Here is a 24,223-nt window from a genome sequence, read left to right as displayed (position 1 = left end):
ATGATCCGAGTCAGGAGTGAGGCATGAGCGATCCGGCCAGCACGACAGCAGCAGTCGATCCGCGGGGTGGCCGCAGTGGGCTGAACCCGCGCCAGGAGCGGATCATCGACCTGGTCCGCGAGCGGGGATTCGTCGCCATCGAAGCCCTGGCGGAGCATTTCGAGGTCACGCCCCAGACCATCCGGCGCGACATCAACCAACTCTGCGAACGCGGCCTGATGCGCCGCTACCACGGTGGCGCGGGACTGCCGTCGTCGGTGGAAAACCTCGCCTATCAGACACGCCAGGTCCTGAACCGTGGCGAAAAGGCCCGAATTGCCAAGGTCGTGGCGGCGGAGGTGCCCGACAACGCCTCGCTGTTCATCAACATCGGGACCACCACCGAAGAGGTCGCGAAGGCCCTGGTCGATCATCACGGGCTCCGGGTAATTACCAATAATCTCAATGTTGCCAATATGTTAGCGGAAAAGCGCGACTTCGAGGTGATCGTCGCCGGCGGCCTTGTGCGCAGCCGCGACCGCGGCATCGTCGGCGAGGCGACGCTGGATACCATCCGCCAGTTCAAGGTCGATATCGGCATCATCGGCATCTCCGGCATCGACGACGACGGCTCTCTGCTGGATTTCGATTACCGCGAGGTGCGGGTGTCGCAGGCCATCATCGTCAATTCGCGCCGCGTCTTCCTCGCCACCGACCACACCAAGTTCGGACGCAATGCCTTGGTTCGCTTGGGACATGTGCGTGAAATCGATGCTCTTTTCACCGACCGCCGGCCCTCCAAGGCGATGCAGCAGATCTTGAAGGAGTCCGAGGTGGATTTGCACATCGCCGGCGCCGATTAGCCACCGACATGCCGCCCCGCTTCCGACGGGGGTGTTCGGATTGGGTTCGGAAATTTTCGTTTTCGAATAAAATCGATTGTCAAACGGCGGCGAGCCGGCCTATGATGCCCCGAATGCAATCAAGCGTGGCCCGCTCGGGCCGCGACATCTCCCAGCAAAGGGAGAGTCATTGGGGAGGGCTCTTCGCCGGTCATGACCGAGGCGGTCGACATCCTTGTTGTCGGTGGTGGTATCAATGGGGCGGGTATCGCCCGCGATGCCGCGGGCCGTGGCCTTTCGGTCCTGCTCTGCGAGAAGCAGGATCTCGCCAGCGCGACCTCCTCGGCCAGCACCAAGCTGATCCACGGCGGCCTGCGCTATCTCGAATACTATGAGTTCCGGCTGGTGCGCGAGGCGCTCATCGAGCGCGAAGTGCTGCTGCGCTCGGCGCCGCACATCATCTGGCCGCTGCGCTTCGTGTTGCCACACAACAAAGGGCTGCGGCCGGCCTGGCTGATCCGCCTGGGTCTGTTCCTCTACGACCATCTCGGCGGGCGCAAGCAGCTGCCGGGCTCCAAGGGCGTCAACCTGCGCCACCATCCGGCCGGCGAACCGCTGGTGCCGGAGCTGCGCAAGGGCTTTATCTATTCCGACTGCTGGGTTCAGGACTCCCGCCTGGTCGCGCTGAACGCGCTGGACGCGCGCGAACGCGGCGCCGAGGTGGTAACCCGGGTCGAGTGCATCTCGGCGCGCCGCGCCGACGACCGCTGGCATGTGGTGCTGCGCGACCTGCGCGACGGCAGCAAGCGCGAGGTAACCGCAAAGGCGCTGGTCAATGCGGCAGGCCCCTGGACGGCGGAGTTCATCGAGCAGCGCGCCGGCCTCAACAAGGCCCAGTCGCTGCGCCTGGTGAAGGGCTCTCACATCGTCGTGCCGAAGATGTTCGATCACGACTATCCCTACATCTTCCAGAATCCAGATGGGCGCATCGTCTTCGCCATTCCCTACGAGCAGACCTACACCCTTATCGGCACCACCGATGTGGACTTCACCGGCGATGCCGGTGCGGTGGCGATCTCGCCGGAGGAGACCGAATATCTCTGTTCGGCCGTCAACGCCTACTTCAAGCGCAAGATCAAGCCGGAGGACGTGGTCTGGTCCTACTCCGGTGTGCGTCCGCTTTACGACGACGCCGCCGACACGGCCTCTGCGGCCACCCGCGACTATGTCCTGGAAATGGACTACGGACCCCGGCGCGCCCCGTTGCTCTCCGTCTTCGGCGGCAAGATCACCACCTTCCGCAGACTCTCCGAACACGCCCTGGCGAAACTGGCGGAAGCCATGGGGCCGCTGGGCGATCCCTGGACGGCCGGCGCGGCCCTGCCCGGCGGGAACATCGCTGACGCCGATTTCGATGGTTACCTCGCCCGCTTCCGCAAGCAATGGCCCTGGCTACCGGAGGCGCTGGCCTGGCGCTATGTGCGCAACTACGGCACCCGTGCCGAGCGCATCGTCGCCGGCGCCCGCTCCCTGGAAGACCTGGGGGAAGACCTGGGCGACGGGCTGCACGCGGCGGAGATGAATTATCTCTGCGAGAACGAGTGGGCGGAAAGCGCCGACGACATCCTCTGGCGGCGCTCGAAGATGGGGCTGCATGTGTCCGAGCAGGCCAAGCAGAAGCTCGAGGCCTGGCTCGCGCAGCGCGACGGTACGTCTTCACGGCAGGAGTCGGCCTGATGACTTTGACGCTGCAAAATGTCAGCAAGCGTGTCGGCGTGGAGATGCACATCCGCGACGTCAGCCTCACCCTCGACAGCGGCTCGCTGAATGTCCTGCTGGGGCCCACCCTCTCCGGCAAGACCTCGCTGATGCGCCTGATGGCGGGGCTCGACAGGCCCACCGAGGGCGACATACTCGTCGACGGCCAGTCGGTGGTGGGCATGCCCGTGCAGAAGCGCAACGTGGCCATGGTCTATCAGCAGTTCATCAACTATCCGACCCTGTCGGTCTACGAAAACATCGCCTCGCCCATGCGGGTCTCCGGGATCGACAAGGCTACCCTGGACCGCAAGGTGCGGGAAGCCGCGGACCTGCTGAAACTGGGCGAGCTGCTGCAGCGCACGCCGCTGGAGCTCTCCGGCGGGCAGCAGCAGCGCACGGCGCTCGCCCGGGCCCTGGTGAAGGGGGCCGACCTGGTGCTGCTGGACGAACCGCTGGCCAACCTCGACTACAAGCTTCGCGAGGAATTGCGGGTCGAACTGCCGCGCATCTTCGCCGAGACCGGCGCCGTTTTCGTCTATGCGACCACCGAACCGCACGAGGCCCTGCTGCTGGGCGGCAAGACGGCGACCCTCTCGGAAGGGCGTGTCACCCAGTTCGGGCCGACCATCGAGGTCTACAACAACCCCGCGGACCTGATCACCGCGCGGACCTTCTCCGACCCGCCCATGAACCTGCTGCCCATGGTCAAGGCCGACGGGCAGATGAGTTTCGGCGGCCGTTCGGTTGCCGCACCTGCTTCGGCGCAGGGGCTGGCCGACGGGCCCTACAAGGTCGGCGTGCGGCCGCACCACTTGCTCCTGCATCCGCCGCAGGGCGCGTGCCTGGAAGTGGAGGCCGCCGTGTCGACGACGGAGATCACCGGCTCCGAAAGCTTCGTGCACGTCGAGAGCCAGGGGGAGCGCTGGGTGGCGCTGACCCACGGCGTCCACCGCGTTGAGGTGGGGGACACCATTCCGGTCTATTTCGATCCGGCCTCTTTCTTCGTATTCGACGAAGCGGACCGGCTGGTCGCCGCACCGGCGGCCAACGGCGCAGGGTGAGGAGACGGCCATGGCGCAGATCACGCTCGACCAGCTTGCCCATTCCTACATGCCCAATCCGCGCAGCGAAGCGGACTTTGCGCTGAAGCAGATCGACCATGTCTGGGAGGATGGCGGTGCCTATGCCCTGCTGGGGCCCTCCGGCTGCGGCAAGACCACCCTGCTGAACATCATCTCCGGGCTTCTGGTGCCGTCGCGCGGGCGCATTCTCTTTGACGATCAGGACGTGACGGCTCTGGCGCCGGAACAGCGCAACATCGCCCAGGTGTTCCAGTTTCCGGTGATCTACGACACCATGACGGTGGCCGAGAACCTCGCTTTCCCGCTGGCCAACCGCAAGGTGCCCAAAGACGAGATCGAAAAGCGGGTGAAAGACACCATCGCCATGCTCGATCTCGGCGACAAGGCCAGGCGGCGCGCCAAGGGCCTGACCGCCGACGAGAAGCAGAAGATCTCATTGGGCCGCGGGCTGGTGCGCTACGACGTCAACGCGATCCTCTTCGACGAGCCCCTGACGGTCATCGACCCGCACATGAAGTGGCAACTGCGCACGCAGTTGAAGGAGCTGCACCACAAGTTCGGCCACACCATGATTTATGTGACTCACGACCAGACCGAGGCGCTGACCTTCGCCGACAAGGTGGTGGTGATGTACGAGGGCGAGGTGGTGCAGATCGGCACGCCGGAGGAACTCTTCGACGAACCGGCCCACACCTTCGTCGGCTACTTCATCGGCTCGCCGGGCATGAACGTGCTGCCCTGCCAGGTCGAGGGCGACCGCCTGCGCCTCGGTGCCCAGGAACTCGTTCTCCAGCGCCGCTATCCGCAGCTCGAAGGCACGGTGGAGATGGGGGTCAGGCCGGAGTTCGTCGGCCTCTCCGCCAACGGCGACGGCCTGCCGATCACGGTCTCCGCGGTCGAAGACATCGGCCGCTTCAAGATCGTCCGGGCGCGGATCGAAGGCCGCAACTTCGATGCCGTCCTGCCGGAGGGCACGGAGGTGCCCGCCAACGCCACCGCGGTGATCGATCCGCGGCGCATCAACATCTACCAGGATTCCCACCTCGTGCGGGGAGAGGCCTGAGCCATGGAAAAAATCCAGAACAACAAAGCCTGGTTCATGGTCCTGCCGGTGCTGCTGATCGTGGCGCTGAACGCCGTGGTGCCGCTGATGACCGTGGTCAACTACTCGGTGCAGGACACCTTCGGCAACAACGTCTTCTTCTTCGAGGGGACGCGCTGGTTCAACGAGGTGCTTGCGTCGGACCGCTTTCACGGTGCGCTGATGCGCCAGTTCTTCTTCACCTTCACGATCCTGGCGATTGAGATTCCGCTCGGCGTCGCCATCGCGCTGGCAATGCCGCGCTCCGGCTTCTGGGCCTCGGTCTGTCTGGTGCTGATGGCCTTGCCGCTGCTGATCCCCTGGAATGTCGTCGGCGCGATGTGGAACATCTATGCGCTGCCCGACATCGGTCTTCTGGGCTTCGGGCTGAACTGGCTCGGCATTCCCTTCGACTATACCCAGCAGCCGGTCTCCGCCTGGTTCACGGTGATCATGATGGATGTCTGGCACTGGACCTCCCTGGTGGTGCTGCTGGCCTATGCCGGCCTGCAGTCCATCGACGAGAACTACTATCGCGCGGCGCAGATCGACGGCGCCTCGCGCTGGGCGGTGTTCCGCTACATCCAACTGCCGAAGATGAAGCACGTGCTGACCATCGCGATCCTGCTGCGCTTCATGGACAGCTTCATGATCTACACCGAGCCTTTCGTGCTGACCGGCGGCGGCCCGGGCAACACCACGACGGTGCTCTCCATCGATCTGGTGAAGGCGGCGCTGGGCGAGTTCAATCTCGGGATCGCCTCGGCGATGAGCATCATCTACTTCCTGATGACCCTGCTCGTCTGCTGGCTCTTCTACACCATCACCATGCAGGGAGAGAAGCAGTGACCCGTCTTCGCTGGCTGGTGCCGACGCTCTACATCCTCTTCCTGATGCTGCCGATCTATTGGCTTCTGAACATGTCGTTCAAGACCACGAACGAGATCCTGGGCGGCTTCTCCTGGTTCCCGGCGGAGTTCACCGTCGACAGCTATATCGACATCTTCACCGACCCCACCTGGTACAGCGGCTACATCAACTCGATCATCTACGTCGGCCTGAACACGGTGATCTCGGTCTCCTTCGCTCTGCCGGCGGCCTATGCCTTCTCGCGCTACCGCTTTCTCGGCGACAAGCACCTGTTCTTCTGGCTGCTGACCAACAGGATGGCGCCGCCCGCGGTCTTCGCGCTGCCTTTCCTGCAGCTCTATTCCTCGCTGGGGCTGTTCGACACCCACATCGCCGTCGCCCTGGCCCACTGCCTGTTCAACATTCCGCTGGCGGTCTGGATCCTCGAAGGCTTCATGTCCGGCGTGCCGAAGGAGATCGACGAGACGGCCTACCTCGACGGCTATTCCTTCCCGCGCTTCTTCACCAAGATCTTCATGCCGCTGATCGGCAGCGGCATCGGTGTCACGGCCTTTTTCTGCTTCATGTTCTCCTGGGTGGAGATGCTGCTCGCCAAGTCGCTGACCTCGGTGGAGGCGAAACCGATCGCCGCCGTCATGACCCGTACCGCCAGTACCTCCGGCTATGAACTGGGCCTGCTGGCGGCGGCCGGCGTGCTGACCATCATCCCGGGGGCCATCGTCATTTACTTCGTGCGCAACTACATCGCGAAGGGCTTCGCGATGGGGAGGGTCTGAGCATGGGTCTCTCATGGATGGCCTGGACCTGGCAGACCGCGATCTTCTTCGGGGTCATCGCCCTCTTGCTTATCTGCATGAGCCTTTGGGAGATGAAGCGGCCCGGCGGCAATCCGCGCCGTGGTGTGCTCGGCCTCGATACGACGCGCGGCGACCGCCTTTTCATCTCGCTGCTCGGCAGTGCCTACATCAATCTGGCCTGGCTGGCGGTTGTGGGACCGCCGCTGTGGATAGCTCTGTTGCTTTGCGTGGCCTATGCGGTCCTGGTCTTCCGCTATGTCTAGGGAGTTTCGCAAGGCTTTGTGAGAGTGCTGCGGCGGCCATCGGAGACAGCGCCGTCGCGGAGGTTCAACGAAGGTAACTTTTGGGAGGACGACGAATGAGACGACAGTTACTGGCAACCGCGACAGGCCTTGCCCTGGCGCTCGCCGGCGGGGCCGCGTATGCGGACAGCCACGGCGGGGCCATGGATGCGGCCAAGAAGTGGATCGACGAGGAGTTCCAGCCCTCGGTGCTCTCCAAGGACGAGCAGATGGCCGAGATGGAGTGGTTCATCAAGGCGGCCGAGCCCTTCCGGGGCATGGAGATCAACGTGCTGTCGGAGACGATCCCGACGCACACCTATGAGTCCGAGGTGCTGACCAAAGCCTTCGAGGAGATCACCGGCATCAAGGTGAACCACCAGCTCCTCGGTGAGGGCGAGGTCGTGCAGGCGGTGCAGGCCCAGATGCAGACGCGCCGCAATCTCTACGACGCCTACATCAACGACTCCGACCTGATCGGCACCCACTCGCGTCTGCAGCTTGCCTACAACCTCTCCGACTTCATGGCCGGCGATGGCAAGGACGTGACCAACCCGATGCTCGACATCGACGACTTCATGGGCAAGTCCTTCACCACGGGCCCGGACGGCAAGCTCTATCAGCTTCCCGACCAGCAGTTCGCGAACCTCTATTGGTTCCGCAAGGACTGGTTCGACAAGCCCGAGCTGCAGGCCAAGTTCAAGGAGATCTACGGTTACGATCTCGGCGTGCCGGTGAACTGGTCGGCCTATGAGGACATCGCCGAGTTCTTCAGCGTCCACGTCAAGGAAATCGACGGTGTGCGCGTCTATGGCCACATGGACTACGGCAAGCGCGCGCCTGACCTCGGCTGGCGCATGACCGACGCCTGGCTGTCGATGGCCGGTGCCGGTTCGACCGGCCTGCCCAACGGTGTTCCCATCGACGAGTGGGGCATCCGCATGGAAGCCGGCTCCTGCAACCCGCAGGGCGCTTCGGTGTCCCGTGGCGGTGGCGCCAACGGTCCTGCTGCCGTCTACGCCATCCGCAAGTGGGATGAGTGGCTGCGCCAGTATGCGCCTCCGGGGGCGGCCAGCTACGACTTCTATCAGTCGCTGCCGGCGCTGAGCCAGGGTAACGTGGCCCAGCAGATCTTCTGGTACACGGCTTTCACCGCTTCCATGGTGGCGCCGAAGTCGGAAGGCAACAACACCGTCGACGACAACGGTGCGCCGCTCTGGCGGATGGCGCCGAGCCCGCACGGCCCCTACTGGCAGGAAGGACAGAAGCTCGGCTATCAGGACGCCGGTTCCTGGACCATCCTGCAGTCGACGCCGATGGAGCGTGCCAAGGCGGCCTGGCTCTATGCCCAGTTCGTCGTTTCCAAGACCGTGGACACGCGCAAGAGCCACGTCGGCCTCACCTTCATCCGCGACTCCACCGTGCGGCATGAGAGCTTCTCCGAGCGGGCGCCGAAGCTGGGTGGCCTGGTCGAGTTCTACCGCTCGCCGGACCGTGTTCTGTGGTCGCCGACCGGCGTCAACGTTCCCGACTATCCGAAGCTGGCCCAGCTCTGGTGGCAGCAGATCGGTGACGTGAACTCCGGCGCCTTCTCGCCGCAGGAGGCCATGGATCGGCTGGCTGCCGAGATGGACCAGGTCATGGCCCGTATGCAGGCGGCCGACGAGCAGGCCAATGTCTACGGCGGCTGCGGCCCGCGCCTGAACGACGAGCAGGACGCTTCGGCCTGGCTCGGCAAGGCGGACGGCCCCAAGGCCAAGCTGGCCAACGAAAAGCCGAAGGGTGAGACCATCGCTTATGAGGAAATCATCAAGCGCTGGCAGTAAGCCCTGTCCGTGATCCCCAGGCCGGGGCCGTCGACGACGGCGCAATGAGCAAGAAAACCGGCACGTGATGGGATCAGTTTAGAGTTCCCACTGTGGGGGCGGCCTCCGGTCGCCCCTCTTTTTTTGCTTGGGCCGCTCCTCGCTCGGCTCAGCGTGTCGTGCTGGACCGGGCCGCCTGCAGCAGGGCAGCCAGCAACGCGATGTCGACCGGACCGCGCCCGGCAAGGCCCTGATCGCTGCGGAAGCGGTTTGCGGCCTGGCCCAGATCCTGATCCGCCGCATAGCCGAGACCCTGCAAGAGGTCGGCGGCGGACACGCTGGGGATGCGGCGGACCGGGCTGTTGGCGCTGGGTGGGACAGCCTGGCCCAGGCGGTCGCCGCGCTGCGGCAGTGCGGCGAGTCGGGCGAGAGCGCTGCCCTGCGCGGCGGTGCGCAGGTAGTGGTCGGCAACGACCCGCAACTCCCCGTCGCTGAGCACGAAGGGGGGCAGGGCCCTTTCGGTGGGCGTGGCCTGACAGAGGTCGGCCGGCCCCCCCGACGCGCTCGCGCAGCCGAAGTAGAGCGAAATCGCGTGCGGCCAGTCGGCACGATAGCCGGCGCGCAGCACCACCGCGCTCTCGCCCGCCTCCTGTGCGCTCAGCGCCGCATCGTTCCATTGCAGGCCAAGCCAGCCGGTCTTCAGGCCGATGGGATCCCGCAGTTCGAGGACCGCCCAGTTGTTGGTCAGGTTCACCAGGGTGGCGCCGGCCGCCGGATTGTAGCCGGGGGCGGCGGTGAAGCCGGCGATCTTGGAGTCGGCGAGATAGTTGTCCTTTTGATAGGCGGCCAGGAAATGCAGCTCGCCCGGCTGCCACCAGCGCCCCTCACGCCTGGCATAGAGGCACTGGGCCTGGGTCAGTACCTGCCGGGGGCCGATGAGGATTCCGTTGCAGAACCCCAGTCCCGCCCGATTGACGCGCCCCAGGGCGCTCCAGGGGTACTCATGGGCATCGGCGAAGAAGCGCCCTTCGAAGGAGCGGACCTCGGGGGCGGCAACGGGCGGCGGTGCCGGTGGCGGGGCCGGTTCGGCCTGGGGCGGCGGTGTCTCCTGCCGGGCGGCGCAGGCCTGGAGAATCAGCAGGAGCCCGGCGGCCAGCACGGCGGCACGGCCGCCGCCGGCCCGCCGCGGCATGGAGGCGGTCACAGAGTCGTTTTTCGTCAAGAGGCACTCCCAGGTCTGTGCTGCCGTCCGCCGAAGGCGCGGCTGCCGTCGATGGTTTATAGCGGGCAATCCTTATAGCGCAGTTGGGCGAAGCTTGTGCCTTCGAGTGCCAGACAGTGGTCGGCCTCCGGCCGCCGTGGCATACTCCGCGCCGGTCGCTTGCCTGCAATCCCTTCGGAGGTTTCCCCCATGACGTCGTTGCCCGCCCGTCTCGCGACGGCTGCCTGTCTGTTGGTCTTGTTCGTCTCCCCAGCCGCGGCGCAAAGCGAATCGCCGGCGCCTGCGGAGCCGACCGGCGCGCCCCTGGCCGGGGCCACGGTGATGCAGTTGAGCGTTGCGCCGCTGAGTGCCGAATCCCAGCGCTGCGGCCTTCAGGCCGACCTCATTCGGGACTCCTTTCAGCAACCGCTGGCCGCCGAGGGCATCGGCATCCAGACCTCGGCCCATGTGCGTATCGTCGTCAAGGCGACGACCGTCGTCTACCAGGAGACGGTCTGCATCTCCAATATCGAGGCCACCGCCCTGCAGACGACCCGCTACTTCGACCGCAAGACCCAGGCCGAACGTGCCGGCCAGGTGCTGCTGTGGTCCGGCTCCAGCCTCTACGTCTCGGGCGAGCGCGACCATGTGGTGCTGACCAACATCGGCTACCGCGATCTGGCCCGGTCCTTCCTGCGCAAGTGGAAGACCAATCAATAAGGGATGACACCATTACGCAGAAATTCAATCTCAATTGCAACCTAAGGATTGTATTGCGCGAGCGGTCGCGCTAAGATCGCCCGTGGAGCAGCATAGAGCCTGCTTTTCAGTGCTCTCTTCCCCAAAAGAAAGCTTCCCTTCGCCTGCCCCCGCCGACCTCCCCGGTGGGGGCACTTCCTTTCTGCGGGCAGGGGCCCCGCTCAAACGCTGGCCTTCGAACCCCGGCCCCAAACCCCCGAATAGGCCTTGCGGCGCGGCGGGACTGCGATAGCCTGATCCTGGAGTTCCGGGGACCAGAGAAAGACTCTCATCAATGGACAATCCGACACAGGGCGGGCCGCAAAGGGCCTATCGCAATCCCGACTTTCTTGAGAGCGCATCGGCGCGCGCCTTGCGCATCCTCTCCGAGTACATCGAGCCCAACAGCCGCTTCGCCCACTACAAGATCGACGACACGATCATCTTCTTCGGATCGGCCCGTATCCTGCCCCGCGAGGAGGCTGCGGCGCGCCTGGAGACGGCGAAGGCCGAAGGCGGTGACCTCAAGGTCGCCGAGCGGAACCTGGAAATGTCACGCTACTACGAGGACACGCGGGAGCTGGCGCGGCGCCTGACCGAGTGGTCGAAAAGCCTGCAGGACGACGACCGCCGCTTCGTGGTCTGCAGCGGCGGCGGGCCCGGGATCATGGAGGCCGCCAACCGCGGCGCCTCCGAGGCCAAGGGCCTGAACGTCGGCCTCAACATCTCCCTGCCCATGGAGCAGATCGACAACCCCTATATCAGCCGCGAACTGAACTTCGAGTTCCACTACTTCTTCATGCGCAAGTTCTGGTTCGCCTATCTGGCCAAGGCCGTGGTTGTGATGCCCGGCGGCTTCGGCACCCTGGACGAACTCTTCGAACTGCTGACCCTGGTCCAGACCGGCAAGATCCGCAAGCAGATGCCCGTGGTGCTCTTCGGCAGCCGCTATTGGTCCGAGGTGATCAATCTGGAAGCGCTGGAACGCTACGGCACCATCAGCCCGGAGGATCTGGAACTGTTCTTCCGCACCGATTCGGTGGAAGAGGCCTACGACTTCATCACCGAACAGCTCCAGTCCTACGCGCTGGACATCCCGGGCCCGAGACTCTAGTAGGGATTTCCCGTTCCTTCACGCAGAGATGCAGCCCGGCGGAGAGAAGGCCGAGCAGGATCGAGGCGTACCAGATCGCATCGTAGTCCCCGAAGCTGTCGAAGTAGGCGCCGCCGATCCACACACCGGCGAAGCCGCCGAGTTGGTGGCTGAGGAAGACGATGCCGAAGAGGGTGCCCATGGCGCGCGGGCCGAACATCACCAGCACCAGCGCGCTGGTGAGCGGCACGGTCGAGAGCCAGAGAATGCCCATGGCCATGGCGAAGACCATCACCGAAAGGGGCGTCACGGGCTGTGAGATGAAAAGGATGAGGACGACGGAGCGCAGGCCGTAGATCGCCGCGAGCACATAGGGTTTCGGAAAGACTGTGCCCAGGTGCGAGGCCAGGAGTGTGCCGGCGATGTTGGCCAGGCCGACCAGCGCCAGCGCGCGCAGGCCGAAGGCGCGCAGTTCCTCCGGCGACATGGTGGTTCCGACGCAGAAGTGCTCGACGAAGTTCGGCAAGTGCGCGGTGATGAAGGCGAGATGAAAGCCGCAGACGAAAAAGCCGAGGCCGAGCAGCAGATAGCTTGGCTGGGTGAGAGCGTGGCACAGGGTCTGAGAGAGCGAGACCGACGCCCCCGCAGCCGGCGGCACTGCCGCCGTGCGCAGGCGCGGGATGCAAAGCGCCATTGGCGCCAGCATGCTGGCGACGATGATCATGACGATGCGCCAGTCGAACCATTCGACAAGCTGTGAGACCACAAGCGGCAGGATGACCTGCCCGACCGACCCCAAGGCGGACGTCAGGCCCAGATAGGCGCTGCGCTTGTCCGGCGGTGCGGCCCGCCCGACCACGGCGAGAACGACGCCGAAGGCGGTGCCCGAGATTCCCATGCCGACGAGCAGGCCGGTGCCGAGGTGCTGGGCGAGGGGGGTGGTGCCGGTGACGCAGACGGCGAGACCAAGGGCATAGCAGCCAAGCCCCAGCCAGAGCGCCAGCCGGTCTCCCCATTTGTCGGCAACGGCACCGAAGGCCGGCTGCGCCAGCCCCCACACGAGGTTCTGGATCGCGATCGCCAGGGAGAAGACCTCGATCCGGCCGCCGAAGAGATCCCGGGAGACCGGCTCGACAATGCCGCCGAAGACCGAGCGCACCCCGAAGGACAGCGCCACGACAATACCGCCGGCAATCACGATGGTCATCGCGTCGCTGGTTTCCCGGTCCTTCGCCATGATGCCGAGGGTCATCTGCGTTCTGCCCTGAAGTTGTCTATGGGGCGGGGATGCGCCCGGATTGACCGAGAGGGTAGCGGCGGCCTATAGTTTTGAATAACGAAAATATATAAAGAGTAAATTCAGGAATATTGAAGTGAAAGCGAACTTCGATATCGATGCACTGCGCGCCATCGTGATGGGAACGGACCTGCGCAGTTTTGCCAGCGCCGCCGTGCAGCTCGGGCGCTCCCAGTCGGCCATCAGCATGCAGTTGAAGAAGCTCGAGCAACAGGCGGGCACACAGCTCTTTGTGCGCAAGGGCCGCGGGCTGGTGCCGACTGAGGCCGGTGAGGCCCTGATCGCCTACGCCCGCCGGATCGTGACCCTGAACGACGAGGCGGCGGCGATGCTCGGCGCCGCGGTGAACACCGCGACGGTCCGCTTGGGTTTGCCACAGGACTTCTTCGACGACGTGATGCCCGCGACCCTGACGGCTTTCTCGCGGGATCATCGCGATGTGCATGTCGAGGTGCGGGCGGGCCCCAATCATATCCTCGGGGAGGAGATTGCCGCCGGCCGTCTCGACGTGGCGATTGCCCTCTACAAGCCGCGGGCGGCTGCGGAAGGCGAAGTGCTCTGTGATCTGCCGATGCGCTGGATCGCGCAGCGCAACGCTGCAAAGCTCGCCGAGCGAAGCCCGCTTCCCCTGGTGCTCTTCACCCATCCCTGCCACTTCCGCGAAGCGGCCTTGACGGCGCTCGACCGCAGCAAGCGGCGCTGGCGTGCGGCCGTCACGACGCCCAGCTTGCCCGGGATCTGGGCGTCCCTGCGATCCAAGCTCGGCATTGCCGTCCGCACGGCGCACGGGCTGCCGAAGGACATGGTCTGCCTGCGGCGCAATGCCGGCCTGCCGGAGCTGCCGCGCATCGAACTGCGGATGCTCCAGGCACCGGAGGCCTCGGCGGCTGCGCGCAGTCTCGCCGCAATCCTGAAGCGGGAGACCATCGCGCGGGTCGGCGGCGGATGACCGGGGATGCCACCTGATCAACGCCGCCCGCGCTAATGCATCTCTGGTACTGCACTTCCTTGCAGCGGACTATTCAGCTCCCTCCATCAGCCGTAGACCGCCAGCGAATGGTGGTGCTCGACGCCTTCTGCAGGGTCGTCCGAATCCATCTCCATCACCGCGAAGTAGGCCTGGCAGGCCGGTGATCCGGCCGCCTTTTCCATGATCGCGGCGGCGTCCTCCATGCTGCGCCAGTGGACGACGTCGGCATAGTCGCCGGTCTGGAGGCGCAGCAGCTCGCGGCGGACAAAGCCCGGTTGCCGATCAAGGAATTCGCTTTGGAAGGTGTTGGAGGCGGTCAGCAGGTCCGCTTCGGTCTTGCCCTTGGCCAGGCGGATGGATGCCCATTCGATGGTATAGCCGCTCACTTCGGTCTCCCTCGTTCTGAGTGCTGGATCGAAGCGCCGAGCGTATCGACATAGATGACAGTTTGTGTCACCTTTTATCGATGCAGCGTGCATCCACCCTGACCCGCCTGCAGCGGCTGGAGTTCATCACCAGTCGGTTGAAGTCGGACGAGCCCTTGACGGTCCGCGCCATTGCCGAGGAACTCGGCATCTCCGAACGCACGCTCTACCGGGACGTGGCGCTGCTGCGGGAGAGGGGACTTCCCATCGAGGCGGACCGGGGGCGCGGTGGCGGTATTCGCCTGCACCGCACCTGGGGCGTCGGCCGCATGCAGCTGGACTATCGCGAGGCCATCGACCTGCTGATCAGCCTGGCCATTGCCGAGCGCATGGACTCGCCGATCTTCCTGGCCAACCTGACTCCGGTCCGCCGCAAACTCATGGCATCCTTCTCACCGGCGATGAAGGACCGGCTGCGGAGCATCAACAAGCGCGTCCTGATCGGACAGACGGCCTCGGCCGCCGTGCTGTCCAAACACGAAAGGGGCCGCAGTGGCGTGATCGGCAGCCTGAACGAGGCCTTCTTGATGATGCGGCGACTGCGGATCGACTACCGCAACGAAGAGGGCCTCGGAACCCGGCGGGTCATCGAGCCGCACTATCTGATGCTCAACTACCCCGTCTGGTATGTTCTCGCCTGGGACACGCTGCGCGCGGACATCCGGACGTTCCGCTGCGACCGCCTGGAAAGCGCGCGAATCCTGGATCAGGACTTCCAACTCAGTCCCCTGTCACGCTTTCAAAAGGCCCTGGAGGGGGTGGACGCGGTCTCCCCCTGACACCGTTGCGGAATCGAGGGTGCTGCGGCCCGGCCGTTGATCTATGATCGCGCTTCGGGGGGTGAGCGGCGAAGGAAGGAGACAGCCATGGCCATCTCAAAGGGCTTCAAAGACCTGCTTGCGGAAGCCAACGCGGTGATCGACATCGTTTCGGTCCAAGACGCCCGGGACATGCTGGAGGACGCGGACGTCGCCTTCATCGACCTGCGCGAGCCCGCGGAGTTGGCGCAGGGGACCATCCCGGGATCGGCCCACGTGCCGCGGGGCCTTCTGGAGTTCATCGCCGACCCGGAAAGCCCGATGCACAATCCGGCCTTCGATCCGGACAAGCAACTGGTGCTCTTCTGTGCCTCCGGTGGCCGCTCGGCCCTGGCCACGAAGACGCTGCGGGACATGGGCTTTCCGCGGGTGGTCAATCTGGTCGGCGGCTTTCAGGCCTGGGTCGAGGCTCAGGCGCCAGTGGACAGCGCGCCCGGCAGCTAAGAGGCATTCGTCAGGACGGGCCGTGATGGCGCAACGCCATTTCCTCGCCCAGGCCCGCAACAACGCCTGGGCCAATCATCGCCTGCTGACCGCTTGCAGCGCCCTGACCCAGGAGGATTTCGCGGCGCCGCGCGGCGGCTTCTTCGGCTCGCTCCGCGCTACCCTCAATCACATCCTCATTGTCGACTGGTATTACGTCGATGCCCTGGAGGGCGGCTCCCTGGGCCCGGCGGCCTGGCGCGATGAGGAACCCTGCAAGACCGTGGCCGATCTGCAGCGCGAACAGGCTGCCGTCGACCGCCGTCTGATAGAGGTCTGCGCCGCGCTGGACGAGGCTGCTTTGGAGGCGCCCATGCGGCTGATCCGGGCCGCCGGCGACAAGGTCGAGCGGACCGAGCGGGTGCTGCTGCACCTCTTCCAGCATCAGGTCCACCATCGCGGCCAAGCCCACGGTCTGCTGTCCACCACTTCGGTGGCCCCGCCGCAGCTCGATGAATTCTTCCTTCAGCAGGACGCAGAGCTGCGGAAAGAGGAGTTGGCAGTGCTCGGTTGGGCCGAAGAGGCGCTCTGGCCGGATTAGCCCGCTGCCTGCCTTTTCACCGTTTCGTAGCCTGCCAGTGCGCGCTGGCGCGCCGCCTTGTGATCGACGATGGGGCGCGGATAGCGCGCGCCGAGGGTGACGCCCGCCGCTTCCAGCACCTCCGGCGGCGCTTCCCAGGGCTTGTGCAGGACGGCATCGGGCAGGGCCGCGAGCTCCGGCAGCCAGCGGCGGATGTAGGCACCCTCGGGGTCGAACTTCTCGCCCTGGGTCACCGGATTGAAAATGCGGAAGTAGGGGGCGGCGTCGGCGCCCGAACCGGCAACCCACTGCCAGCCCGCCGCATTGTTGGCGAGGTCGGCATCCACCAGGGTGTCCCAGAACCAGGCCTCGCCGCGCTGCCAGGGGATCAGCAGATCCTTGATCAGGAAGGAGGCCGTGATCATCCGCACGCGGTTGTGCATCCAGCCGCTGTGCCAGAGTTCGCGCATGCCGGCGTCGACGATGGGATAGCCGGTGCGCCCACGACACCAGGCGGTGAAGGCCGCCTCGTCCTCGCGCCAGGGAAAGGCGTCGAACTCGTGGCGCCAGGACTGTTCCGGGAAGTCCGGCCAGTGGTAGAGCAGGACATGGGAGAAATCGCGCCAGCCCAGTTGACGCAGAAAGGCCATGACGCCGCGCTCGCTGTGGGTGCCGGCGGCGATGGCTCGCTGACCCGCATGCCAGACCTGGCGCGGCGATATCTCGCCCCAATGGAGATGGGGGGAGAGGCGGGAGGTGCCGCGGCGGTCCGGCCGGTCGCGCTGGTCCGGATAGCCTTCGGCGGCCTGGTCCAGAAAGGTGTCGAGGCAGGCGGCGGCGCCCTCTTCCCCCGGCGTCCAGGTCTCGCGCAGGCCGCCGGCCCAGTCCGGCGTTGTCGGCAGCAGCGCCCAATCGTCCAGGCGCTCGCTCGCCACTTCCTGCAGGCCGTCGATGCGCTGCGGTGCCGCCTCAGGGGCGGGCGGCGGGGGTGCGGCGAGCAGGGCTTTCCAGAACGGCGTGAAGACCTTGTAGGGGCCGCCCTGGCCGGTGGTGATCGCCCAGGGCTCATGGAGCAGGGCGCCGTTGAAACTCTCGACCGTCAGGCCGGCGTCGCGGAGCTGTGCCTTCAGGACTTTATCGCGCGCAATGGCCCAGGGTTCGTAGCAGCGGTTCCAGAACACGGCTCCGGCACCGATTTCGGCAGTCAGGGCCGGCAGGATCTCGGTGGCCCTGCCACGCCGCAGGCAGAGCTTTGCGCCGAGCCGCTGCAGGTCCCGGTCGAGGGCGGTCAGCGAATGATGCAGCCACCAGCGCGCCGCGCCGCCGGCCCGCCATGCACCGGCGGTCTCGTCATCGAGGATGTAGAGCGCGAGAACCGCTTCGCCGCGCGCGCGGGCCGCACGCAGCGCCGGGTTGTCGGCGATGCGCAGGTCCTGGCGAAACCAGAGAAGACTTGGCGAAGGGCTCATCAATGCTCAGTCATGCAGGTCCTGAGGCCATCGCGCAACGCCCCTTGTGACTTTCCTGTGGCCGGACTGTGGATGGGCGCGCGTCCCTCCCGAAGATTTCTTATACGCAATGCCACAGCTTCGCGATCACCCCGGGTGAATAATTTTTTCTTTTTTCGATCAACGGCTTGACGCAGTTGACCGGTGCCCTACTTCGGCAACCAAGCGGAGGCCGAGAAGATCGCGGCAAGGATCCGGTTGACCCAACGACCGCCGCCTTCGTTCCAGCATGACACCATAACTTTGGAGGAGATTTTTCCATGAAATCGCTTTCGCGTGCGCTTCTCGCTGCAGTCGTCGCGGCGCCTCTCGCCCTTTCCGCCGTCGCTGCCAAGGCCGCCGATATCGTCGACACTGCCGTGTCCGCCGGGCAGTTCGAAACCCTGGTGGCGGCGGTGAAGGCCGCGGGCCTGGTCGACACGCTGAAGGGCGACGGACCCTTCACCGTTTTCGCGCCGACCGATGAAGCCTTCGCCAAGCTGCCTGCCGGCACTGTCGAAAACCTGCTGAAGCCGGAGAACAAGGATCAGCTCGTGGCGGTGCTGACCTATCACGTGGTGCCCGGCAAGGTCATGTCCGGCGACATCCTGAACAAGCAGCTCAAGGCCGGCACGGTCCAGGGCAACAAGCTCAGCATCAACACCTTGAACGGCGGCGTTTCCGTCGACAACGCCAAGGTGATCCAGGCCGACATCGAGACCTCCAACGGCGTCATCCACGTCATCGATACTGTGGTCCTGCCGCAGTAGCCATCGACGGCGTTCACATCCCGCAGCCGACCCGTTCCCCAACGTGGCTGCGGCAGAAAGCGGCCGTCTCCCTCACTGGAGGCGGCCGCTTCGATTTGCGCGACCGGGTCAGCCGGTGAGGGCGCCGCTTGGAAACGTGAAGACCTGTTTGCGGCCCAGCAGGGTCACCTGAAAGCGGCGCGCGAAGAGCCCGGCGATGGCCGGGTCGAGGACGTTGAGGCCGCCGGTATAGGCGCCGAAGGCCGGCAGGATCAGGCGCCGCCCGTCTGTGACGAAGCAGGGGGCCGAGAGCCGCCGGTTGCGCACGCGCACGGCGGCCTTGGGGTGGAAGTGGCCGGAGACCTCGCCGGCCGAGGCCCGGGGCTCGGCTTCGTGGCGGAAGGTGAGGGCGCCTTCAGTCCAGTCCCCGGCGATTTGGCCACCGAGATCCTCCGGCGGCGCCGGATCATGGTTGCCGGCGATCCAGATCCAGTCGTGGCGGGCGGTGAGGCTCCGCAACCGTTCGGCAACCGATGTTGGAAGGCGGTCCGCCGCGCGCTGGTCGTGAAAGGAATCGCCCAGGCAGATCAGCTTCTCGACCCGGTGCCGCATCAGCACCGCCTCCAGCTTGTCGAGGGTCGCCGCCGTGTCGTAGGGCGGCAGCAACTGCCCGCGCTCGGCAAAGGCCGAGCCCTTCTCGAAATGCAGGTCGGCGACGACGGCGAGGCGCCGCGCCGGCCAGAGGAGAGCGCCGGAGAGATCGGCGGTCAGCTCGACGCCGTTGACCACCAGGCGGTCGGCGGGGCTGTCGTTGCGTCGGACGGCGTCGCTCACAGCGGCAGCTCCGCCTGACCGACCCCGACATCCATGCCCTCGGTGGCTTCCTCGATCAGCGCCTGGGCGCCTTCGTCCAGCAACTCGTCGAGGCCGCTGCCGTAGACCTGCTCGCGGCCAATGTCCAGCAGCACCGGCACGGCCAAGGGCGAGATCTTCTCCAGCCGGCGGTGTTCGATGCGCCCCTGCACGCGCTTCAGCATCTCCGCCAGGCGGCCGATGTCGGTGAGGCCGCCGGCCGCATCGGCGCGGGTCGCCTGCAGCAGGATGTGGTCGGGTTCGTGGCGGCGCAGCACGTCATAGATCAGATCGGCGTTGAAGGTGACCTGGCGGCCGGACTTCTCCTGGCCGGGCGAGCGCGCCTCGATGAGCCCGGCGATCACCGCCACCTTGCGGAAGGTGCGCCGGAGCATGGAGGACTCGGCCATCCATTCCTCCAGGTCGTCGCCCAGCATGTCCTGGTCGAAGAGGGCGGCCATGTCTTCGGCGGGCTTCAGGCTCCAGACCGCGATGACGTAGTCGGTGGCGACGAAGCCGAGGGGGGAGAGGCCGGCCCGCTCCATGCGCCGGGTCAGCAGCATGCCGAGGGTCTGGTGGGCGTTGCGCCCCTCGAAGCAGTAGGCGACGAGGAACTCCTTCTCGCCGCGCGGGAAGGTCTCCACCAGCAGCCCGGCGGTGTCCGGCAGCACCGAGCGCCAGCGCTGCAGGCGCAGCCATTCGGCGACCGCCGGCGGCAGGTCGTGCCAGCGCTCCGGGTTCTCCAGGATGCCGCGCACCCGCTCGGCCAGATGGGTGGAGAGCGGCAGCCGCCCGCCGGCATAGACCGGCACCCGGGGCTCGCCGCCCTTGCCGCGGCTCACCAGCACCGTGTTGTCGCGCATGCCCTCGAAGCAGAGCAGTTGGCCGGCGAAGAAGAAGGTGTCGCCGGGGACCAGCCCGTTGACGAAATACTCTTCCACTTCGCCCAGTACGCGCCCGTTCCTCATGCGGATTTTCAACACCGGGGCCTCGACGATGGTGCCGACGTTCATGCGGTAGCGCTTCACATGGGCGATGTGCGCAACCCGGTAAAGGCCATGGGCATCAAGGCCCAGGCGGCGGTAGCGCTCATAGGTCTTGAGGGCGTAGCCGCCTGTCGCGACGAAATCTAGAGTGCGGTCGAAATCCTTTCTGGTCAGCGACTTATAGGGATAGGCTCGGGTGATTTCTCGGTAGAGGTCGTCGGCGGCGAAGGGTCCGGCGCAGGCGGTTCCCAGGATGTGTTGAGACAACACATCAAGTCCGCCGGGGCGCGGCGGGTCGCCGTCCAGGCTGCGCGCGGCCACCGCCTCCAGGGCGGCGCGGCACTCCAACACCTCGAAGCGGTTGGCCGGCACCAACAATGCCCGGCTCGGCTGGTCGAGCTGGTGGTTGGCGCGGCCGATGCGCTGCAGCAGCCGGGCAGAGCCCTTGGGCGCGCCGACCTGCACCACCAGGTCGACGGCGGCCCAGTCGATGCCCAGGTCGAGGGAGGAGGTGGCGACCACCGCGCGCAGCCGGCCCGCCGCCATGGCGGCCTCAACCTTGCGGCGTTGCTCGACGGCGAGGCTGCCGTGGTGCAGGGCGATGGCAAGGCCGTCGTCGTTCAGCCGCCAGAGCTCCTGGAACACCAATTCCGCCTGGGCGCGGGTGTTGACGAAGACCAGGGTGGTGCCGGCGGTCTTGATCTTCTCATAGACCTCGGCGACGGCGTGCATGCCCATGCGGCCGGACCAGGGCAGATACTCCTTGGTGGTGAGGATCTCCACGACCGGCTCGGCGCCGTCGCGGCCGAGGATGCGGCGCACGCCGGTGGGATCGGCCGTGGGGGAGAGCCAGGCCGCCAGCCAGTCAGGATCGTGCACCGTCGCCGAGAGGCCGACCCGGCGGCAGCCGGGGCTGAGGGTCTGCAGCCGCGCCAGGCCGAGCGCCAGCAGATCCCCGCGTTTGGTGCCGGCCAGGGCGTGCAGCTCGTCGATCACCACGCACTTCAAGCCGGCGAAGACCTGCGGCGCGTCGTAGTAGGACAGCAGCAGGGCGAGGGACTCCGGCGTGGTCATCAGGATTGCCGGCGGCCGGCGCCGCTGACGCTGGCGTTTGGACTGCGGCGTGTCGCCGGTGCGGGTCTCGCAGGGGATCGCCAATCCCATCTCCTCGATGGGCCGGGTCAGGTTGCGGTGGATGTCCACCGCCAGGGCCTTCAAGGGGGAGATGTAGAGCGTGTGCAGCCCCGTGTGCTGCCCTCCGGCGAGGTCCACGAGACTGGGCAGGAAGCCGGCCAGGGTCTTGCCGCCGCCGGTGGGGGCGATGAGCAGCGCCGACTCCCCGGCCTCCGCCGCTCGCAGCATCTGCAGCTGGTGCGGATGCGGCTGCCAGCCGCGCGCCGCGAACCAGTCCGCGAAGACCGGCGGCAGGGCGGAGAGGTTCGACTCGCTGAGAAGGGCTGGCTGGCTCACAGGGCCTAAGATAGACCGCGGTCCGGAACGGGGGAAGGCGTGCTTCGCCCAGCCGGATTGCTGCTGCAACGTTGCTGCCAATGGCGCACTCCGTGACGGCCGCCTGACCCCGGTGCGGTCGCACCACGCTGCGGTAAGCAATCGGCGGCAACTTGACTCAAAGTTGATGGAGTTTGCGCGCAACCTGCCGCGTTTTCCGAGCGTTTCTGCGCATTCCTGTTTCAGGACCGCACACGGCTTCGACCCTGAAATTCGCCCGAGTCTTAACGGACTATTGACCCTGAATCGCTACCCTGGACCTCTTGCGAAATGGACTTCCGGGGAGACCCCCGCGATGCGCACAATAATCAAAAGCGTACAAGGGACGTGGGCGCGCTTTCGGCGCGATGCCCGCGGCAATGCCAGTATCTTTTTCACCATCGGCACGCTCGCCGTCGTCGGCGGGGTCGGCGTCGCCGTGGATACCTCCGTGGCATACAACGTGCGCTCCCAGTTGGCGGCGGCGGTGGATGCCGCGGCTCTGGCGGGTGCGCGCAACTATGCCAGCCCGACCCGCGATGCGGACATCCAGAGGTTCTTCGACGCCAACTTCCAGTCCGACTACATGGGCGCGGTGCTGGAGCCGCTGCAGATCACGCCGGACGACGAGAACCGCACGATCACGGTGACGGCGAAGGCGACCATTCCAACCTTCTTCATGAGCGCCCTGGGGACCGACTACACCGACGTCGCGGCCACCGCGGAGGCAACACTCTCCTCCCGCGACGTGGAGGTTTCCCTGGTGCTGGACGTGACGGGCTCCATGGCCGGCCAGCGCATCACCGACTTGAGGGCGGCCGCCAACGAGCTGGTGGACATCGTGGTCCAGGACATCCAGGACCCCTTCTATTCGAAGGTAGCCATCGTGCCCTATTCGATGGGCGTCAACGTCGGGGCCTATGCCGACCAGGTGCGCGGCACCTTTACCAACGACACCTGCACCTATCCGGCCGAGCCGACCTGCCGCTACTTCGAATTCCGCCGGGCCAGCGACAACGCCTGGACGACCCACGAGATCAGCACCTGCGTGACCGAACGCACCGGCGCGAACCTCTCCACCGATGCCGCGCCGAACGTGGCGCCGCTGGGCCGGAACTTCCCGCCGCCGGGCACCTACAACCCCTGCCTCACGCCGACCATCGTGCCGCTGACCAGCAACAAGACGACGCTGCACAACAGCATCAACGCCCTCGCCGCCGCGGGATCCACGGCCGGGCAGATCGGCGTGGCCTGGGGCTGGTACATGGTCTCGCCGAACTTCGGCTACCTCTGGCCCGCCGCCAGCCGGCCGTCGGCCTATGGTGCCGTCACCCTCGGCCAGGAGGTGCTGAAGGTCGTCATCGTCATGACCGACGGCGTCTTCAACAGCATCTATTTCGACGGTGTGATCGCCCAGAACTCGACCAGCGGCAGCGGCAGCAGCAACTACAAGATCAACCAGGATTCGCCCAACGGCAACGGCCATGACCAGGCTCTGGCGCTCTGCACCAACATGAAGACCGCCGGGATCAAGGTTTACACCGTGGGCTTCGACGTCGATGAATCCGCTTCGGCCACGTCCTTCGTGAACAACTGCGCGACCGACGCCGAGCACGTCTACCTGCCGGAGACCGGAACCGAGCTGAAGCAGGCCTTCCGCGACATCGCCCGCCAGGTCTCCAACCTCCGGATTTCGATGTAGGCGCCTGCCCGCTGGGCTTGGCTTCCGTGGGGCAATCTCCAGGCTGACGCTCGGAGAGAAATCGCTTGGTCAGGAGAGCGGATGCGTCCGCACCACAACCGCGCTCCGAAACCCATCCGCCGGGATGCACAGATGAACTGTCATCTCACCTGTCATGCTCGGGCTTGTCCCGAGCATCCATTGCACGGCTAGACTCGGAACCCCGACGAAGCTCATCTCGTCAGCCATCCTGCGACTGAGGAATGGACCCTCGTGACAAGCACGAGGGTGACGGGAGTGGGATCGGAAACCTAGGGAGCAGTGAAGACATCAACGACTTCTGATCCCTCAAAGTCTCCGTTTTCGTCAATATACACATAGATCGATACGGCTTGGTCCAGCACAGCATCACCAGATACGTCGCGGATGACGGCCTGGTATCGATCGTCGAACTCGTCATAGGAATAGAGGATCCCATGGCGTTCGAAGAAGGCCTCGATGGCCTCCGAGGATGCGCCGACATAGAGTTCCTCTGCGATCAGCCTCTCGATCTCATCCGATTTCTCTGTATTGACCTGGCACGGCAGCCACCAGATCTCGTGGGGACAAGGCGGTTTCGAGTCCTGCGTTGTGTCTGCCCAGACTGTCGGGGTTGCGGCAGACAGCATCAGCAGCATTGTCGTAACAACCCGTTTCACCACAGGTCTGCAGTACCGGCTTTTGATTCCCCGTCGGTAGCGACGTCCACTTAATCCGTCCCTCTCACGGTCATCCGTTTGACCGCGTAGTCGCCGCCGCGGTTGGCGATGAGGACGCCGGCGAAGGGGTCGCGGAAGCTTTGGTCGCGGGCCTCGAACAGCGCCTGCTCGCCCAGGGCGGCTGCCATCATCCCGTCCGGCTTGCGCGAAAGGGTGACGGTCAGCGGCTTGTCGTCGGT

At 65.7% G+C, this 24,223-nt stretch carries 24 protein-coding genes; 16 read left to right on the top strand and 8 right to left on the bottom strand.

Annotated elements, in window-relative coordinates; translation table 11 throughout:
• Window positions 1-23: 23 nt before the first annotated feature.
• From Q0996_RS15470 to Q0996_RS15435, 8 genes are all read left to right on the top strand, one after another.
• Window positions 24-842, top strand: a complete 819-nt coding sequence (locus Q0996_RS15470; protein WP_299621564.1) for a DeoR/GlpR family transcriptional regulator — start codon at window positions 24-26, stop codon at window positions 840-842.
• Between the two features lie 192 nt (window positions 843-1,034).
• Window positions 1,035-2,558, top strand: coding sequence for a glycerol-3-phosphate dehydrogenase (gene glpD / locus Q0996_RS15465; RefSeq protein WP_299621561.1), 1,524 nt, complete (start codon window positions 1,035-1,037; stop codon window positions 2,556-2,558).
• Complete coding sequence (locus Q0996_RS15460) at window positions 2,558-3,643, top strand: ABC transporter ATP-binding protein (RefSeq protein ID WP_299621558.1); 1,086 nt, start codon at window positions 2,558-2,560, stop codon at window positions 3,641-3,643. The genes glpD and Q0996_RS15460 overlap by 1 nt, the downstream gene beginning before the upstream one ends.
• Window positions 3,644-3,653: 10 nt before the next feature.
• Entirely contained in the window at window positions 3,654-4,727 is a 1,074-nt protein-coding gene (locus tag Q0996_RS15455; protein WP_299621555.1) for an ABC transporter ATP-binding protein, read from the top strand.
• A gap of 3 nt (window positions 4,728-4,730) precedes the next feature.
• Entirely contained in the window at window positions 4,731-5,594 is an 864-nt protein-coding gene (locus Q0996_RS15450; RefSeq protein WP_299621552.1) for a carbohydrate ABC transporter permease, read from the top strand.
• A gap of 44 nt (window positions 5,595-5,638) precedes the next feature.
• Window positions 5,639-6,391: a carbohydrate ABC transporter permease gene (locus Q0996_RS15445; protein ID WP_299621614.1), complete on the top strand. Its 753-nt coding sequence runs from the start codon at window positions 5,639-5,641 to the stop codon at window positions 6,389-6,391.
• A gap of 2 nt (window positions 6,392-6,393) precedes the next feature.
• The gene (locus tag Q0996_RS15440) at window positions 6,394-6,675 is read left to right on the top strand and encodes a DUF2160 domain-containing protein (RefSeq protein WP_299621549.1); all 282 of its coding nucleotides are present in this window, start codon (window positions 6,394-6,396) and stop codon (window positions 6,673-6,675) included.
• Between the two features lie 95 nt (window positions 6,676-6,770).
• Window positions 6,771-8,519, top strand: coding sequence for an ABC transporter substrate-binding protein (locus tag Q0996_RS15435; protein WP_299621546.1), 1,749 nt, complete (start codon window positions 6,771-6,773; stop codon window positions 8,517-8,519).
• 148 nt (window positions 8,520-8,667) lie between these two features.
• Here Q0996_RS15435 and Q0996_RS15430 read toward each other — a convergent pair whose 3' ends face one another.
• Window positions 8,668-9,720 carry a serine protease gene (locus tag Q0996_RS15430; protein ID WP_299621543.1) on the bottom strand — a complete coding sequence of 351 codons (1,053 nt, stop codon included), beginning with the start codon at window positions 9,718-9,720 and terminating at the stop codon, window positions 8,668-8,670.
• A gap of 189 nt (window positions 9,721-9,909) precedes the next feature.
• Between Q0996_RS15430 and Q0996_RS15425 the strand changes: the two genes are divergently transcribed.
• Window positions 9,910-10,419 carry a hypothetical protein gene (locus Q0996_RS15425; RefSeq protein ID WP_299621541.1) on the top strand — a complete coding sequence of 170 codons (510 nt, stop codon included), beginning with the start codon at window positions 9,910-9,912 and terminating at the stop codon, window positions 10,417-10,419.
• A gap of 313 nt (window positions 10,420-10,732) precedes the next feature.
• Complete coding sequence (locus Q0996_RS15420; RefSeq protein WP_299621538.1) at window positions 10,733-11,551, top strand: LOG family protein; 819 nt, start codon at window positions 10,733-10,735, stop codon at window positions 11,549-11,551.
• Here the strand turns inward: Q0996_RS15420 and Q0996_RS15415 are convergent.
• The gene (locus Q0996_RS15415; RefSeq protein ID WP_299621535.1) at window positions 11,499-12,782 is read right to left on the bottom strand and encodes an MFS transporter; all 1,284 of its coding nucleotides are present in this window, start codon (window positions 12,780-12,782) and stop codon (window positions 11,499-11,501) included. The two genes, Q0996_RS15420 and Q0996_RS15415, sit on opposite strands and share 53 nt — an antisense overlap.
• Window positions 12,783-12,903: 121 nt before the next feature.
• Here Q0996_RS15415 and Q0996_RS15410 point away from each other — a divergent pair, with 121 nt between their 5' ends.
• Complete coding sequence (locus Q0996_RS15410) at window positions 12,904-13,776, top strand: LysR family transcriptional regulator (RefSeq protein ID WP_299621532.1); 873 nt, start codon at window positions 12,904-12,906, stop codon at window positions 13,774-13,776.
• Window positions 13,777-13,862: 86 nt separating this feature from the next.
• Here Q0996_RS15410 and Q0996_RS15405 read toward each other — a convergent pair whose 3' ends face one another.
• Window positions 13,863-14,183 (bottom strand): antibiotic biosynthesis monooxygenase, encoded by a 321-nt coding sequence (locus tag Q0996_RS15405; protein ID WP_299621529.1) that lies wholly within the window; start codon window positions 14,181-14,183, stop codon window positions 13,863-13,865.
• 80 nt (window positions 14,184-14,263) lie between these two features.
• On the opposite strand from Q0996_RS15405, the gene Q0996_RS15400 reads away from it, so the two are divergent.
• The 3 genes from Q0996_RS15400 to Q0996_RS15390 all read left to right on the top strand — a co-directional run bounded on the left by Q0996_RS15400 (window position 14,264) and on the right by Q0996_RS15390 (window position 16,064).
• Window positions 14,264-15,001: a YafY family protein gene (locus Q0996_RS15400; RefSeq protein WP_299621526.1), complete on the top strand. Its 738-nt coding sequence runs from the start codon at window positions 14,264-14,266 to the stop codon at window positions 14,999-15,001.
• Window positions 15,002-15,088: 87 nt separating this feature from the next.
• Window positions 15,089-15,484: a rhodanese-like domain-containing protein gene (locus tag Q0996_RS15395; RefSeq protein ID WP_322096721.1), complete on the top strand. Its 396-nt coding sequence runs from the start codon at window positions 15,089-15,091 to the stop codon at window positions 15,482-15,484.
• Between the two features lie 25 nt (window positions 15,485-15,509).
• A complete protein-coding gene (locus Q0996_RS15390; protein WP_299621523.1) occupies window positions 15,510-16,064 on the top strand; it encodes a DinB family protein in 555 nt (184 codons plus the stop codon).
• Here the strand turns inward: Q0996_RS15390 and Q0996_RS15385 are convergent.
• Window positions 16,061-17,512 (bottom strand): deoxyribodipyrimidine photo-lyase, encoded by a 1,452-nt coding sequence (locus Q0996_RS15385; protein ID WP_299621520.1) that lies wholly within the window; start codon window positions 17,510-17,512, stop codon window positions 16,061-16,063. The genes Q0996_RS15390 and Q0996_RS15385 overlap by 4 nt on opposite strands.
• Before the next feature lie 299 nt (window positions 17,513-17,811).
• Here Q0996_RS15385 and Q0996_RS15380 point away from each other — a divergent pair, with 299 nt between their 5' ends.
• Window positions 17,812-18,300: a fasciclin domain-containing protein gene (locus tag Q0996_RS15380; RefSeq protein WP_299621517.1), complete on the top strand. Its 489-nt coding sequence runs from the start codon at window positions 17,812-17,814 to the stop codon at window positions 18,298-18,300.
• A 108-nt stretch (window positions 18,301-18,408) separates the two neighbouring features.
• Here Q0996_RS15380 and pdeM read toward each other — a convergent pair whose 3' ends face one another.
• Entirely contained in the window at window positions 18,409-19,113 is a 705-nt protein-coding gene (gene pdeM / locus Q0996_RS15375) for a ligase-associated DNA damage response endonuclease PdeM (RefSeq protein WP_299621514.1), read from the bottom strand.
• The gene (locus Q0996_RS15370) at window positions 19,110-21,587 is read right to left on the bottom strand and encodes a ligase-associated DNA damage response DEXH box helicase (RefSeq protein WP_299621511.1); all 2,478 of its coding nucleotides are present in this window, start codon (window positions 21,585-21,587) and stop codon (window positions 19,110-19,112) included. Before Q0996_RS15370 ends, pdeM begins: the two co-directional genes overlap by 4 nt.
• A 334-nt stretch (window positions 21,588-21,921) precedes the next feature.
• Here Q0996_RS15370 and Q0996_RS15365 point away from each other — a divergent pair, with 334 nt between their 5' ends.
• Window positions 21,922-23,307 (top strand): pilus assembly protein TadG-related protein, encoded by a 1,386-nt coding sequence (locus tag Q0996_RS15365; protein WP_299621508.1) that lies wholly within the window; start codon window positions 21,922-21,924, stop codon window positions 23,305-23,307.
• A 290-nt stretch (window positions 23,308-23,597) separates the two neighbouring features.
• On the opposite strand, the gene Q0996_RS15360 is transcribed toward Q0996_RS15365, so the two are convergent.
• Entirely contained in the window at window positions 23,598-23,963 is a 366-nt protein-coding gene (locus tag Q0996_RS15360; RefSeq protein ID WP_299621505.1) for a hypothetical protein, read from the bottom strand.
• 71 nt (window positions 23,964-24,034) lie between these two features.
• Window positions 24,035-24,223 (bottom strand): hypothetical protein (locus tag Q0996_RS15355; protein ID WP_299621502.1); only part of this gene is annotated, 189 nt, incomplete at its 5' end.

The sequence above is a fragment of the Pelagibius sp. genome (genome assembly GCF_028289705.1).
Lineage (GTDB): Bacteria > Pseudomonadota > Alphaproteobacteria > Kiloniellales > Kiloniellaceae > Pelagibius.
The sequence above is the reverse complement of the archived record's forward strand: the minus strand, read 5'-3'. Positions and strand labels throughout refer to the sequence as shown.